General features: G+C 49.0%; 12 protein-coding genes. 6 read left to right on the forward strand and 6 right to left on the reverse strand.

Annotation, left to right across the window (positions count from 1 at the left end; translation table 11 throughout):
• Positions 1 to 58: 58 nt before the first annotated feature.
• Positions 59 to 682 carry a homoserine/homoserine lactone efflux protein gene (gene rhtB, locus VP504_RS19465; protein ID WP_325895053.1) on the reverse strand — a complete coding sequence of 208 codons (624 nt, stop codon included), beginning with the start codon at positions 680 to 682 and terminating at the stop codon, positions 59 to 61.
• Positions 683 to 726: 44 nt separating this feature from the next.
• Positions 727 to 1,161, reverse strand: coding sequence for a VOC family protein (locus VP504_RS19470; RefSeq protein ID WP_325895054.1), 435 nt, complete (start codon positions 1,159 to 1,161; stop codon positions 727 to 729).
• Between the two features lie 149 nt (positions 1,162 to 1,310).
• Between VP504_RS19470 and VP504_RS19475 the strand changes: the two genes are divergently transcribed.
• Positions 1,311 to 2,222, forward strand: a complete 912-nt coding sequence (locus VP504_RS19475) for a LysR substrate-binding domain-containing protein (RefSeq protein ID WP_325895055.1) — start codon at positions 1,311 to 1,313, stop codon at positions 2,220 to 2,222.
• A gap of 324 nt (positions 2,223 to 2,546) precedes the next feature.
• On the opposite strand, the gene VP504_RS19480 is transcribed toward VP504_RS19475, so the two are convergent.
• From VP504_RS19480 to VP504_RS19495, 4 genes are all read right to left on the reverse strand, one after another.
• Positions 2,547 to 2,909, reverse strand: coding sequence for a hypothetical protein (locus VP504_RS19480; protein WP_325895056.1), 363 nt, complete (start codon positions 2,907 to 2,909; stop codon positions 2,547 to 2,549).
• A 172-nt stretch (positions 2,910 to 3,081) separates the two neighbouring features.
• Positions 3,082 to 4,287, reverse strand: coding sequence for an ABC transporter substrate-binding protein (locus VP504_RS19485; RefSeq protein ID WP_442788942.1), 1,206 nt, complete (start codon positions 4,285 to 4,287; stop codon positions 3,082 to 3,084).
• Between the two features lie 61 nt (positions 4,288 to 4,348).
• Positions 4,349 to 5,200, reverse strand: a complete 852-nt coding sequence (locus VP504_RS19490) for a carbohydrate ABC transporter permease (protein ID WP_325895058.1) — start codon at positions 5,198 to 5,200, stop codon at positions 4,349 to 4,351.
• A 1-nt stretch (position 5,201) separates the two neighbouring features.
• Entirely contained in the window at positions 5,202 to 6,104 is a 903-nt protein-coding gene (locus VP504_RS19495; protein ID WP_325895059.1) for a carbohydrate ABC transporter permease, read from the reverse strand.
• Positions 6,105 to 6,327: 223 nt separating this feature from the next.
• Here VP504_RS19495 and VP504_RS19500 point away from each other — a divergent pair, with 223 nt between their 5' ends.
• The 5 genes from VP504_RS19500 to VP504_RS19520 are packed head-to-tail and all read left to right on the forward strand — an operon-like array spanning position 6,328 to position 14,599.
• Positions 6,328 to 7,461, forward strand: coding sequence for an ABC transporter ATP-binding protein (locus VP504_RS19500; RefSeq protein WP_325895060.1), 1,134 nt, complete (start codon positions 6,328 to 6,330; stop codon positions 7,459 to 7,461).
• A 42-nt stretch (positions 7,462 to 7,503) separates the two neighbouring features.
• On the forward strand, positions 7,504 to 8,514 hold the full coding sequence (locus tag VP504_RS19505; protein WP_325895061.1) for a substrate-binding domain-containing protein: 1,011 nt from the start codon (positions 7,504 to 7,506) through the stop codon (positions 8,512 to 8,514).
• A 55-nt stretch (positions 8,515 to 8,569) separates the two neighbouring features.
• The gene (locus VP504_RS19510) at positions 8,570 to 10,714 is read left to right on the forward strand and encodes an alpha-galactosidase (RefSeq protein WP_325895062.1); all 2,145 of its coding nucleotides are present in this window, start codon (positions 8,570 to 8,572) and stop codon (positions 10,712 to 10,714) included.
• Positions 10,715 to 10,762: 48 nt separating this feature from the next.
• On the forward strand, positions 10,763 to 13,855 hold the full coding sequence (locus VP504_RS19515; RefSeq protein ID WP_325895063.1) for a beta-galactosidase: 3,093 nt from the start codon (positions 10,763 to 10,765) through the stop codon (positions 13,853 to 13,855).
• A gap of 42 nt (positions 13,856 to 13,897) precedes the next feature.
• Entirely contained in the window at positions 13,898 to 14,599 is a 702-nt protein-coding gene (locus tag VP504_RS19520) for an SDR family oxidoreductase (RefSeq protein WP_325895449.1), read from the forward strand.
• Positions 14,600 to 14,808 lie beyond the last annotated feature (209 nt).

A 14,808-nucleotide genomic window follows, 5' to 3' on the forward strand; every position in this document is an offset into this window, starting at 1 on the left:
CAAGAGCCCTATCAAGATGAAATGGCTCTTACAGAAAAACATCAAAACAAGGGAGAACTTACTCTCTGCTCGCAGAAGCCAGAACAGTGCCAGCCCCGATAAATAGACCACCAAAAACCTTATTCATCATCCTCATACGCTGCTCGTTACCAACCCAATGCGCTAAGTTCGAAGCTAGCAATGCGTAACCGGTCATCACTAAGGTATCTACCATCAGCATAGTGATTCCAAGTATCAACATTTGGTTGAGATACCCAGCATTAGGGGAAATGAATTGTGGTAACAGCGCAACCAGAAAAACAATTCCCTTTGGGTTGGTAACGTTCACAATCACGGATTGAAAAAACAACGCTCTGGCATCCATCCTATTGTTACTTTCAGCCATCATATCAGAGACGTTATTTTCCCTGAATTTCTGGATACCCAAGAAAATGAGATAAGCTACACCTAGCCACTTGATGACAGAAAATACGGTTTCTGACTGACTCAGGAGTGTACCTAATCCCACCCCCACCAATACAATATTGATAGCATTGCCAACTTGTAGTCCTGCAGTAGATAACAAGCTGTGTCGAAACCCATATTTCATCGTTGTTGCCATCGTATTGACCGCCCCAGCACCCGGTGATATTGCCAACACCAGACAAGCGACAACGAAGGTCATCCATATTTCAACATTCATCTTTACTACCCTATTTCCTTACTGCCTAAATGTTTCGCAACAGATTAAGTCTCAAACAACTGCTTTTTAATATCTTTGAATGCTTTGAATTCCAGTGCATTGCCAGACGGGTCGTAGAAAAACATGGTCGCTTGCTCACCAGGTTGCCCTTTGAACCGGACATAAGGCTCTATAACAAATTCGACACCACAACCCCTTAACTTGTGCGCTAAACTCTCCCAGTCAGACATCTCTAACACCACACCGATGTGAGGCACAGGCACGGAATGGCTGTCTACTGAGTTATGATGCAACTTAACGGAACCTGTTGTACCAATGTTGGCATCGTAGTGAATTACCAGTTGATGGCCATATAGATTAAAATCAACCCAGCATTCACTGCTCCGCCCTTCTTCGCAATTCAGCACATCTTTGTAAAAAGCTCGCGACTCTTCAAGATGACGCACCGGGATTGCAACATGAAATGGGGTAAGTGCCATAAGCTCTCCTTTGCCTTAACGTCCTAGGGGCTGTTGATCTTTGGTGACGGTTTACCATTAGACGTTCGAAAAATAATCTTAACTTCACATTATCTAATCAATTAGGTAGTTTAAAGCGATGATTTCTTAGCACTTGAATAGAAAATCTAATGATAAAACCAAGAAGGTTGACACCCTCTCTCAATGCCCTGAGAGCGTTTGAGGCATCTGCAAGGTATGAAAGCTTTGTAAAAGCAGCAGAAGAATTGGCCGTAACACCCGGGGCAATAAGCCAGCAAGTCAGCGCTTTAGAAGAAAAGTTGGGACTGGCTTTATTTGATCGCGTGAAGCAGAGGTTATACTTAACACAGGCAGGGAAAACGTACCTTTCTCCACTGAGAGAGTCATTTGATCGCATGGAGTCTGCAACACAGGATCTGCTAACTTATGGAGGGACAGGAGGCAAAATAAAACTGGGTGTATTGCCGACTATCGCCACCTATTGGCTCATTCCTAAATTACCCGCGTTTTCAGCACAGTTTCCAAACATTGAATTACAAATGGAGACCCTTGAACTCAACTTTGTTTCGCCAGAACGCGCACCTAATCTCGAAGGTGGATTGATTGACGTAGGTATTTTTTACGGTGATGGATACTGGAAAAACCTACATGCAGAAAAGTTGCTGGAAGAAAACATTATTGCAGTCGCCACGCCTGAATCCATTGATAATTGTAAAGGAAACAATCCATTTCACATCCTCCCTCTACTAAGACACTCTACGCGCCCACAAACCTGGGAACTGTGGTCTGATTTTATCCAAGACTTTTCTCTCGCCCCCAAAGGCCCCTCATTCGAACACTTTTACATGCTGAAAGCAGCAGTGCTGTCATCAATGGGTATAGCGCTACTTCCAGATATATTTGTTCAGCAAGAAATACAGTCTGGCGCACTGATCCAATTGAATAAGAGCGCGATGAAATCAAACCACGCGTACTATATCGTCTATCAGGAGAAAGGTCGGGAGGACATGAATATTGATGTTTTCTGCAAATGGCTACTAGGGGCTGTTGACCTTTGGTGATGTTTTTTGCAGCAGTTTGTGGGGATTTTATGCAAGGCAGAGGCTTCGATGTGTAGCTAGCCTACATGAGAAGACGATAACGCAGCAGAAATTCCCCACAAACGCTGCCCGAAGGGTTCGACTGCGCGTCCCGTACTCTAAGCGTTTTATGCTTTGTTGAGGTGTATTTGCTTAGAATGACTAGGCGGCAAACACCTCGCCGCGCCTAAAACGCTTATAGCGAGAACAAAATTTAACCACCAACGGTCAACAGCCCCTAGCACAGAGCGTTAAACAATAAGATAGGATTGCTGGAAGTCTTAACGGTTTGAACAGCAAAGCCCATCAAATCTTAATGTTGTAGCTTGTGGTTCCATCATTCGGTGTGATGGTCTTTTCGACCTGTTTTAGGAGTTGTTGCTGACCTTGGGTGTACGCTGAAAACTTGGCCATTTTGGCTTCCTGTTCAGCCACGCGGTCAATAAGGCCACGGTAATCTCCGCGCTGCGGCGATTCTTCTAGCGCTTTGTCCGTTTTCATTTTCTCTTCGCGCTCTTTTCGGAGCATTTCCGCTCGCTCTGCGGGAGTCAACGACTGATCAGTTTTCACGCCTTCATTACGCGCGCCATACTGCGCCTCATCTTTCTCACGCTGACGCGCGCTGAGGTACATGTTGTTCGAGTAACTGGCGTTGATCAGATTTGGCATTGCCCTTTCCTGTCAGCAATTCATTTTACATATCGGGATCTTAAATTTAGTACAGGGCGTTAGAGTACGGCATATATTTTCCTCTTTTACATGCCTAAACCAGCTGTACAAAAAAGAAGCAAGCGTTATGCCAATAACGCTTGCTTCTGATTCTAAAGGTTTGATATATCAGTTATTGCTTGAAAGTACGCTTACGCGTTTTTTCCAGCTTCTCAAGAATTTTGTCGATTCGGTCTGGGTGAACCATATATTGTTGGAAGCCCTTCATGCCTTCTTTCGCCATAGCAGGATCGGTATCACGGTCGTAGAACTGCGCAGTCCCCGCCGCTTCACCCAACATCACCACACCTGCGTTCAAGTATTCATCATCTTTAGGGGTCGCTTTGTTATTGGTTGGGATTTGCAGTAGCGCTTCATTGATCATGGTCTGGATTTCAGGTTGCGCCACAAACGCCAGGAACTTACGCGCATCTTCTTTATTCTTCGCTTTTGAAGGAATATGTAGCGTATCCATTGGCGCGTCTTCTGCCATTGGCACATCTGGATTAATCACAGGGAACTGAAAGAAACCCATGTTTGGACGCACTTCATCGGTAAAGTTCGCTGCCAGGAAGTTGCCCATAAGGTACATGGCTGCCTCACCGTTGTAGAGGAAGGGTTGCGCTTCTTGCCAGGAATAGGAAGCATGGTTGTCAAGGTAGTAGCCAGGCTCAACCAGATCATTCCATTTCTCAAACACCGCTTTCACGCGTGGGTCCGTGTAAGGCACCTTGCCGTCCATAAGGTCAATGTGGAAATCGAGACCATTCACACGCATGTTGAGGTAGTCAAACCAGCCTGCTGCTGTCCAAAGGTATTTGGTTCCGATAGTAAATGGTGTCACGCCGTTGTCTTTCAATTTCTTCGCAGCAGCGACTAAATCTTCCCAAGTCTTAGGCACTGCAATACCATACTTATCGAACAGGTCTTTACGGTAATAGATACCCCATTGGTAATAGGTGTAAGGCACACCATACTGCTTGCCGTCTACTGACATAGCGGGCATCGCGCTCGAGAATTCAGTGTTCATATTGTTGGCTTTCCACAGATCACTGACATCTTCAAACAAACCACGATCGACGAAAGTTTTCATACGGTTTCCCGCATACCAGAATACGACGTCTGGCGGTGAAGTCACCAACCAGTTACGAATAGTAGTCTTGTATGCTTCGTGGTCATAAAGGTTATATTTCACCTCAATGTCCGGATAAGCCTCTTCAAACTTTTCAATCACCTCTGCCCACGCTTTCTTTGGTGCGGGGTCTGAGGCATCAGAGTTTATCACCAGCGTCCCTGCGGTTACTGAACCGCTGAGCGCTAGCATCAGACCACTGATCATCCCCAAGCTTTTCTTAGCAAGCGTTCTCATATCCTTCATCCTTACTTTCGTTAAACCAGGCTTAGCCTTTGGTAGCACCCAGCGTTAACCCGGCAATAAAGTGACGTTGCATCGTAAAAAACAGCGCAACAGGAGGGAGTGCAGCGATCACTGCGCCTGCTGACATGTACTGCCAGGATGCAAGCCATTGTCCTTGCAATGCGTTCAGGCCTGCTGTGACAGGACGAACCTCATCGCTTTGAACCAGCACCAGAGCCCAGAAAAAGTCGTTCCAAATAAAGGTAAAGACTAAAACAGACAAAGCTGCCAGTGCGGGTCTCACCAACGGGAGAACCACGAACCAGAAAATACGCCACTCGCTGACCCCTTCCACACGGGCTGCTTCGATCAGGGCATCCGGAATGCCGACAATAAAGTTGCGCATAAAGAGGGTACAGAACCCGGCCTGAAACGCGATATGGAAGAAAATGAGTGCCCAATGAGAATCATAGAGACCAAAGCTGATGGTGAGGTCGCGAACTGGAATCATCAATATCTGAAACGGGACAAAATTGCCGCCGATAAACAGAGCAAACAGCCAAACATTGGCTCGGAACTTATACTTTGCCAACGCAAAGCCTGCGAGGGTCGATAGCACCACGGCTCCAGCCACAGCCGGAATGCAAATTAGCAAACTGTTAAGCAGGTAACGCCCCATCGGAGTGGCCGTAAACACCTGAGTGTAGTTTTCAACAAGCTGCAGTTCATCCGGCATACCCCAGTAGTTACCGGCATTGATATCCGCAATGGAGCGGACTGATGTCATCAAAACCGCTACAAGCGGTATCAGCCAAAGGCAAACAGCGATGTAGAGTGAAATGCGATAGGTGGCGTTAGCAACTGTGCCACGCTGTTCAATGGGTCTTGGAAACATATCAGCGCTCTCCTTTCAGCATCCGCCACAGGAACCAGGCGATATAGATATCCATAATCAGGAAGAGCACCACGGCGACCGCGGCGCCATAACCCATGCGGTAATTGAAAATTGACTCTTCATACATGAGGTAAGCAAGCACCGTTGAGCTACCCCACGGGCCGCCAGCTGTCATGGTCGCTACCAAGTCGAACGACCTCAGAGCACCGATAACCGTCACAACCACAGCAATGAAAGTGGCAGGTTTGAGTTGTGGTACCACCACATACCAGAGCATTCGCCAACCTTTTGCGCCGTCAAGGCGAGCGGCTTCAAGCTGTTCAGGGTCAAGGTTGTTAAGCCCCGTCAAATACAGAATCATGCAATAAGCCACCTGAGGCCAGAGACCCGCAGCAATGATCCCGTAGGTCACCAGATCTTCATCGGCAAGAATGGAGATAGGATCAAACCCTAACGCCACAACAATTTGAGTCAGCAGACCAAATGAAGGGTCATAAAACCAGGCAAATACCAAGCCCACCACCACTTGGGAAATCACAAACGGGAAGAAGAACAACGCCTTAATAAGACGGATACCTGCCACTTGCTGATTTAGGAAAAGAGCAATCAGTAAACCAATAGGAGGGGCAAGCATGAAAAGGACCATCCAGAGAAAGTTATTCACCAAAGAGGTATAAAACGCATCGGAATCAAAAAGCTCGATATAGTTTTCCCAGCCCACCCAGGTCTTTTCACCCAGACCGTCCCACTCAAAAAAGCTGAGCCAGACGCTTTGACCAATGGGGTACAGTACATACACCGCAAACACGAAAATAGCGGGAGTCAGGAAGAGCCAGGGGGCAATAGCCAACTGGCTTCGCTGTGCAGCAGAAGGTCTTGATGCTGAAGAAAAGTTCCCTGTCATGTTACGTCCTGTATTTCGTACTTAGAGATTTTCCATGGGAATATCTGACGCGCTTTTTGTTATCAAAATGTAATTACTATAAATTCTCAGGTTAAAACTAGTTCACAAAACAGATAATGTAAACGTTTCCATTTATCGAAAAACCGCCTATTTTTATAAAAGGGTGACCGAAACGACGAAATTTAACCGCCCTAAAAGGAATTGATTGCATAGGGACTGCAGTATGGCCGACATCACACTGAGAAATGTTGTTAAACGTTTCGGCAAAATCGAAACAATTCACGGTATCGATCTCGATATCAATGGGGGAGAGTTCGTGGTGTTTGTTGGTCCTTCCGGTTGCGGAAAGTCAACGTTACTACGTCTTATAGCAGGGCTCGAAACCATCTCTGAGGGCACCATTTCTATCAACGGCACAGAAGTCAATGATGTTGACCCTGCCGATCGCGGTGTCGCCATGGTGTTCCAGTCTTATGCGCTTTATCCGCACATGACAGTCCGGGAAAACATGGGCTTTGGTCTAAAAATGAACGGGGTAGACAAAGCGGAGATCGACAAACACGTCAACCGCGCAGCGAAAACCTTACAACTCGAAGCCCTGTTGGATCGCAAGCCAAAAGCTCTTTCTGGTGGACAGCGACAACGTGTCGCCATTGGCCGGGCAATTGTAAGGGATCCCAAGGTCTTTTTGTTTGATGAGCCGCTCTCCAATCTTGATGCAGAACTTCGTGTCGAAATGCGCCTGCAGATCGCCAAACTGCATCAGGAGCTCAAAAACACCATGATTTACGTGACCCACGATCAGGTTGAAGCAATGACACTGGCTGACATAATCGTGGTGCTCCGTGCGGGAAATGTTGAACAAGTAGGCTCGCCTTTGGCGCTATATCACAATCCCGCCAATCTGTTCGTGGCAGGTTTCATTGGTTCACCGAAAATGAACTTTGTGCCCGGGCGCGTTTCAGCCAGCAATGGTAATGAAGTCGCTGTTACCATGCCTGATGAACAAATACTCACCATCAAAGTTGCTCGACAGGTTAACGAAGGTGAGCAAGTGACGGTCGGTATCCGGCCTGAACACATTCAGATCGGCGAAGGCCCGGGCTTTAATTTCCAATTTCACAGTGAAGTGGTGGAACGCCTTGGCAACAGTACGTACCTGTTCGGCCAATATTGCGGCGAGGACGGATTTAAGGTTCACATTCCCGGCGACAACGCCGTGAAAGCATTCCAGACCGTCTCCTTGCACTGTTCACCGGACGACATTCACCTGTTCGACAGTAACGAACTGGCGTTAACCCATCGTCCGGAAGGCACGGAAGATCCTGCACCACTCACTGCCAACGCGCAGGAGTAATGATAATGCCGTTTTTAGGCAAAACGAAGGAAGCTTCACATCATGGCAACGATTAAAGACGTCGCACGTCATGCAGGCGTGTCGGTTGCCACAGTGTCCCGGGTAATAAACGGCTCGCAGCTGACCAAGCCGGATACTGCCGACTTAGTAAAACGCACTATGCGCGAGCTGGGTTACCGCCCAAATGCCGCAGCCCGAACTTTAGTGAGCAAGCGAAGCCTCGCCATAGGCGTGGTTGTGGCAGATGTCTCTGATCCCTTCTTTGGCTCACTGGTCAAATACGTCGACAACGTGGCCCATAAGCAAGGCCATCACCTTTTGATTGGTAACGGCTACCATGAAGCAGCAAGAGAAAAACAGGCGATTGAATCGCTGATCCAGAACCAGGTCACTGCACTTATCGTGCACAGCAAAGCACTCGATAACGACACTCTCCGTGCTTATGCACAAGAGCATGGGGCAATGGTATTTATCAACCGATTAATCCCTGGGCTGGAAGATCGCTGCATCTATCTAGACAACTATCACGGTGCATTTCTGGCGACGGAACATCTCATCGAGCAAGGTCACCGCTATGTGGCGTACATCGGCTCAAGCCACGCTATCGAAGATACCGAACAGCGACAGCAAGGCTATGAAGATGCCCTGAATACCTGCCGCGTCACCGATGAAACCCATCCGGTCATGATGGCATTCGATACACCAGAAGAGACCGGCGGAGAGCGTGCTATGGCAGCCCTGATGGAAGAGAACGATAGTCTCAGCGCCGTTTTTTGCTACAACGATGTCATGGCTGCTGGTGCCATCACTGCGCTGACAGATCTAGGTTATCGTGTGCCGGAAGATGTCTCGGTGGTCGGCTTCGATGACAGCCTTATCGCACGTTATCTCCATCCAAAACTCACATCGGTGCGCTATCCGATTGAAGAAATGGCCGAGCTTGCTGCAGAGCAAGCCATTGCGCTATCAACCAAACAGCCAATGCGCAATGAAAAAGGCAGCTACGCACCTACACTGATTAAAAGAAACTCTGTCACTAAATCAAGCGAGTAACTTCAAAAACAAGGAATTTTTATGGCGTTTAACGCCACATGAGGGGAATGGATTCATGGCGAAAGTGCCTGTGCAGAGAAACCATGTTGCATCTGAACGTTACGTGCATCTTCAATCATCGCAAACTAGCCTAATCCTGATGATGCAACCTGTCCCAGCCATTGTTTACTGGGGCAAGAAAATCAATGCAGATATGCCACTTAATGGCGCTCTTTTCGATCTTCCTGTCCCACAGGCAAGGTTGGACGACGCTATGCCACTGGCGTTGCTCCCAGAGCAGGGACGTGGCGATTTCGGAAGCCCTGGCGTTGAAGGACACCGCAACAGCAAAGACTGGGCGCCGGTCTTTGAGGTCATTTCCGTTACCACGACGCATAGCAGTGCCACGATCACCATGAGCGATCCCCGCGCAGGACTTGAAGTGAGATCAACGCTGGTACTGGATGAAGATAGCGATGTGCTGACACTGAACCACAAACTCACCAACACAGGCTCTACGGATTATTCACTCCACCGACTCGCTCTCACGCTGCCAGTTAACGATGATTTTCTTGATTTAATCAGCTTTCACGGACGTTGGTCCCATGAATTCCAGCAGCAACGCCTTTCATTCAAGCACGGTGGATTGATGCAGGAAAACCGCCGGGGGAGGACTTCTCACGAGTCTTTCCCTGGATTGATTGCCTTACAAAAAGACACCAATGAATTACAAGGGGATCTTATTGGGGTGCACTTGGGCTGGAGCGGCAATCATCGTATTCAGGCACAGGTGAAAAGCGACGGAAGAAGGTATCTACAAACTGAAGCTCTTCTGGCACCAGGCGAGATTTCTATTGCGCCGGGCGAAAGCTTCTCTACACCTAACCTGTATGCGGTATTCAGTACTCAAGGACTGAACGGCATGATGCAGCGATTCCACCATTTCGTGCGCAATCAGGTGGTCAACTTCCCGCAAACCGCAATGCGCCCTGTGCATTTCAACACCTGGGAAGGGATCTATTTTGACCACAAGCCGCAACGCATCATGGAGATGGCAACCGTAGTCGCAAGACTTGGCGTAGAGCGTTTTATTCTCGATGACGGCTGGTTCTCTGACCGAAACGACGATACCCGCGCTTTGGGTGATTGGCAGGTAGACAAGTGCAAGTATCCGGAAGGTTTAAAGCCTGTTATCGACCATATCAACCAGCTTGGTATGGAGTTTGGCCTTTGGGTGGAACCGGAAATGATCAGCAAAAACTCAGCGCTTTTCCGCGCCCATCCAGACTGGATGCTTGGTATGGATGAGCTGGGTTATCAACAACCGGCTGGCCGGAATCAGTTTGTGCTCGACTTGCAAAACCCTGATGCCTTCGACTACTTGCTGTCGTCCCTCAACAACCTGATGACCGAATATAACATTGGTTATCTTAAGTGGGACATGAACCGCGAGCTGGTGCAACCTGCCCATCAGGGCAATGCGGCTTATCACGGACAAACACTCGCGTTTTACCGATTGATTGATGCGCTTCGGGAGAAGCATCCGTATGTGGAAATAGAATCCTGTGCCTCTGGCGGCGGCCGTGTTGATTTTGAAGTGCTGAAACGTACCCATAGATTCTGGACATCCGACTGCAATGACGCACTGGAACGCCAAACTATTCAACGCGGCATGCAGTTATATTTCCCGCCGGAAGTGATGGGCAGCCACATTGGCCCTAGTCTCAGCCACACCACAAGGCGCAATAATGATATGTCTCTTCGCGGTATTACCGCACTCTTCGGACACATGGGTGCAGAGCTTGATCCCCAAGGATTGGTAGACTCCGAGCTACGTGCATTCACCAAATACATTGCACTGCATAAGCAATACCGTCCGCTCCTTCACAGCGGTCAATCCTTCATTCTTCCATCAGTCGATCCTGGCACCCATATATACGGGGTGATGGATGAAAGTGTGGTGTTACTCGCTGTCGTACAGTTGGCCATGCCGGAACATGCGCTCGGCCAGAGACTGCGGTTACCTATCCTCAGCGAGACAAAACACTACCGCATTGAAGTGATCGATGCCCCTGCTGCTTTTAGCAAGACAATGAAGCATCTCCCTGTCTGGATTGAAAAAATTCAGGTCGTTAGCGGTGACCAGCTCAGTCAAATTGGACTAAGCTTGCCAGTAATGGATCCTGAAAGTGCCATGCTGTTGTCCTTTACCGTTGAATAGTAAACGTTCCATGGCCCGCATTGAATAAACGAGTGTGAGAAGCACAACATGACCCGATTTGCAGAGTTGATCCGCCGTCGTCAATGGGAAAATCCGGCCGTCACCCAGTTAAACCGACTCCCGGCACATTGCCCCATGGCATCTTATCCCAGTGTCGAAGCCGCACTGGACGACCAATACAACGCCATCCCCGTCTCCCGATGCCGTATTTCTCTTAATGGTGACTGGCAGTTCTCATTGTATGATGCACCTGAATATGTGCCTTCAGAAACCACAAAACGCAAGTTCGACGACACAAGTTGGCGTAAGATCCCCGTGCCCTCCAACTGGCAACTCGAAGACACAACTGACATCCCGATTTACACCAATGTGCAGTACCCCTTTGAGGTCAACCCACCCAAAGTGCCAGAGAAAAACCCAACTGCCGTTTATCGCACTACGTTCCAATTACCGGAAGGCTGGCTGGACGAACAAACCCTGATCTGTTTTGACGGTGTCAGCTCGGCGTTTTACCTCTTCTGTAATGGCCATTTTGTCGGGTACAGCCAAGACAGCCGTCTGCCAGCGGAGTTCGACCTCAGTCATTTTGTCACACTGGGCGAAAACCAGATCACCGCAGTCGTACTTCGCTGGAGCGATGGCAGCTACCTCGAAGATCAGGATATGTGGTGGCTGAGCGGTATTTTCCGTGACGTTACCCTGCGCAAAAAGCCTACAAACCAAATCGCAGATTTCAATGTTCAGACATTACTCGACCCAACTCACCACGTCGGCACGCTGAATATCACTACCAAGCTTCATGGCAAGTACAATAAAGTCGCTATTCAGCTTTTCGATGAAGGTACAGACCTCAGTGGACTGGTGATAGCAGAATCCGGTCAACGCGTGATTGACGAACGCGGTGCATGGGGCGATCGCTGCGAACATTCGCTGATTGTTTCCTGCCCGAGGCTTTGGAGCGATGAAGATCCGCACCTTTACCGATTAGTCGTCATGCTGCTGGATGAGAATGACGACCCCGTTGATATCGAAGCCTGCAACGTAGGCTTTCGGCAGGTAGGCATCAGTGATGGTGTTCTGAAAATCAATGACCTTCCAGCGCTTATCCGCGGCGTTAACCGTCACGAATTTCACCCTGAAAAAGGGTATGTACAGACAATCGAAGACATCGAAGAAGATCTCAAACTCATCAAGCAATTCAACTTCAATGCCGTACGAACCTCGCATTATCCCAATCATCCTGCTTTCTACAACCTGTGCGATAAGCTTGGGCTTTATGTGGTCGACGAAGCCAATATCGAAACCCATGGCATGGTGCCAATGTGCCAACTGTCTGACAATGCAGAATGGCTGAGTGCATACACTGAACGGGTCACCCGAATGGTCGAGCGCGATAAAAACCATCCTTGCGTCATCATCTGGTCGCTTGGCAACGAGTCCGGTATTGGAAACAACCATCATGCCATGTACCAGTGGGTAAAACAGCGTGACCCAAGCCGCCCGGTGCAGTACGAAGGTGGCGGGGCTGATACCGCGGCCACGGACATCATCTGCCCCATGTATGCCCGCGTCGAGCAGGACCAAACTGACCTTGGCCTACCCAAGTGGGCATTGCCAAAATGGATTGGCCTGCCAAACGAAAACCGTCCTCTGATCCTTTGTGAATACGCCCACGCAATGGGCAATAGTCTCGGCAGTTTTGATAAATACTGGGAAGCATTCCGTCGCTACCCCCGTCTTCAAGGCGGCTTCATTTGGGATTGGGCCGATCAGGGCATATCCCGGAAAGATGATCAAGTTACTCAATGGTGCTATGGCGGTGACTTTGGCGATACACCGAACGATCGCCAGTTCTGTATCAACGGTCTCATGTTCCCCGACAGAACGCCCCATCCCGCTGCTTTCGAAGCCAAGTACCACCAGCAGCGCTTCAGCTGTGAGCTGGAAGGTACCTATCCGCTGATGGTGCTACTTAGCAATGAATACCAGTTCCATGCTCCAGAGAACCTTTCGCTTCGATGGTCAATTCAGGGCAATGGCACACAGGTTGCCAGTGGCGAAGCAGCCCTTCACCTGCTGGCAGGGAAGGATGCTCATATTGAACTCGCCAAGTCCTTGCCATACCCCAAACACAATCAAGAGTACTTCCTGAACCTTGAAATCGTGCTTTCAGCCGATGAACCTTGGGCACCGGAAGGTTCAGTCATTGGATGGGAGCAATTGGTCCTGCCGGTTTACCGCGCGTTGCAATCCCCCGAACAGGCTCCCGACAGATTACCGGATGTGATTGATGAACCCGATCACTGGACGGTAAAAGGTGACCACTTTGAGCTCAACTTTGACAAACAAAGCGGCCATTTGGTGCGTTGGATGATCGACGGCGAAGAGCAACTCCTCGATGCACCGAAGGACAACTTTATCCGCCCACCTATCGACAATGATATTGGTGCGAGTGAAGCCGACCAGCCAGATCCTAATGCCTGGCTTGGTAAGTGGCAGCAATCTGGCCTGTTTGATTTGCGCCACGAGAACCTATTCAACAGGGTGGATGTACTTTCTGACACCGTACAAGTCCGCTCTCACCATGGTTATTATATTGGCGGTGCCATGGTCATCAGTACTCTTTGGCGCTACGAGGTCGACCTTTCCGGCACCATAGCGCTAACCATCGATGTGCAGGTCGCTCAGGATATGCCATCACTTCCGCGTATCGGTCTGGAGTTGGCCTTACCGCTTACTGACTCTGTAGCCTGGTTCGGCCGGGGACCGTTTGAGAACTACCCAGATCGAAAGACGGGCGCCATGGTCAGCCGTTACCTTTCGAACATCGACGACATGCACACTCCGTATATCTTCCCATCTGAAAATGGGCTACGCTGTGATGTTCGCCAGTTAGATATCGACAACCTACGCATCGAGGGCATGTTCCACTTTTCGGTCAGTCGCTACAGTCAGGAAAATCTGGCGGAAGCCAAGCATCAGGAAGAACTGGTTCAGGACGATCATATTTACCTGCGCATTGATGGCTATCACATGGGCGTGGGTGGTGATGACTCATGGAGTCCTAGCGTGCATCCAGAATTCCTGCTCGACGCTGCGCATTATCGCTACGCACTGACGCTCTCTATGAAAAGGGATTAAGTTTGTTAACATGGCCATCAAGCTTAGAAACAGGGAATCATGATGGCCAACGCTTCCAAAAACATGCTCATCACGGGCGCTAACCGTGGCATTGGACTCGCACTCACCCAAATCTATCTCAACGCTGGCTGGCAGGTTGATGCCTGTTGCCGGCAACCATTCGGAGCTGTCACGTTAAACGATCTTGCCGCCAAATATGATTCACTGCGGATTCACGCGTTGGATGTGACTGATCACGCCGCCATTGACGCGCTCTCGCAATTACTCTCCGACAAGCACTACGATATTATTCTCAACAATGCCGGATATTATGGCCCAAAAGGTTATGGTTTTGGTCATGTGGATATGGATGAATGGCGCAAGGCACTGGAAGTCAACACGATTGCGCCACTCAAAATCGCAGAAGCATTTTATTCCCAACTTTTAGCAGCCAAAGGCACCTTCGCGGCAATCTCATCCAAAGTGGGTAGCATGGCGGAAAACACATCAGGTGGCGGATATATCTACCGCTCATCTAAAGCGGCACTTAATTCTGTCGTGAAAAGTCTGTCGAATGATTTATCACCACAGGGCATCATCGCTGTGGCCTTACATCCGGGTTGGGTGCAAACCGAAATGGGCGGGCCAAATGCGTTGATATCAACGGAGGTATCTGCGCACGGACTTTATTCGGTCTTGGAGGGCCTTGAAGCAAAAGACAGTGGGCGTTTTCTGAATTACCAAGGGGAAGAAATCCCATGGTGATTAGGCTTATACCCAAACGACCTGAAGATGCATAATTCAGCGAGTTTGGCTGGTATTGTGATCACGACCTCCCTTTGCAGGTGAATTCACCTCCATCAAACGCACGAAGGGAGGGCCTCAATGCTGGCATCTTCAGGTTGTTTGGGTATATTACATTAGCGTTGAATAAAATAATCAAAAAGACAGGTCTTGTAACGAGCAACACAATT

The sequence above is a fragment of the Grimontia sp. NTOU-MAR1 genome (assembly GCF_035758505.1).
Classification (GTDB): domain Bacteria; phylum Pseudomonadota; class Gammaproteobacteria; order Enterobacterales; family Vibrionaceae; genus Enterovibrio; species Enterovibrio marinus.

Coding starts and splice junctions, on each gene's coding strand:
- VP504_RS19495 (WP_325895059.1), bottom strand. CDS start 6,104: ATGACAGGGAACTTTTCTTCAGCATCAAGACCTTCTGCTGCACAGCGA.
- VP504_RS19490 (WP_325895058.1), bottom strand. CDS start 5,200: ATGTTTCCAAGACCCATTGAACAGCGTGGCACAGTTGCTAACGCCACC.
- VP504_RS19510 (WP_325895062.1), top strand. CDS start 8,570: ATGGCGAAAGTGCCTGTGCAGAGAAACCATGTTGCATCTGAACGTTAC.
- VP504_RS19470 (WP_325895054.1), bottom strand. CDS start 1,161: ATGGCACTTACCCCATTTCATGTTGCAATCCCGGTGCGTCATCTTGAA.
- VP504_RS19475 (WP_325895055.1), top strand. CDS start 1,311: ATGATAAAACCAAGAAGGTTGACACCCTCTCTCAATGCCCTGAGAGCG.
- VP504_RS19505 (WP_325895061.1), top strand. CDS start 7,504: ATGGCAACGATTAAAGACGTCGCACGTCATGCAGGCGTGTCGGTTGCC.
- VP504_RS19485 (WP_442788942.1), bottom strand. CDS start 4,287: ATGATCAGTGGTCTGATGCTAGCGCTCAGCGGTTCAGTAACCGCAGGG.
- VP504_RS19515 (WP_325895063.1), top strand. CDS start 10,763: ATGACCCGATTTGCAGAGTTGATCCGCCGTCGTCAATGGGAAAATCCG.
- VP504_RS19500 (WP_325895060.1), top strand. CDS start 6,328: ATGGCCGACATCACACTGAGAAATGTTGTTAAACGTTTCGGCAAAATC.
- VP504_RS19520 (WP_325895449.1), top strand. CDS start 13,898: ATGGCCAACGCTTCCAAAAACATGCTCATCACGGGCGCTAACCGTGGC.
- rhtB (WP_325895053.1), bottom strand. CDS start 682: ATGAATGTTGAAATATGGATGACCTTCGTTGTCGCTTGTCTGGTGTTG.
- VP504_RS19480 (WP_325895056.1), bottom strand. CDS start 2,909: ATGCCAAATCTGATCAACGCCAGTTACTCGAACAACATGTACCTCAGC.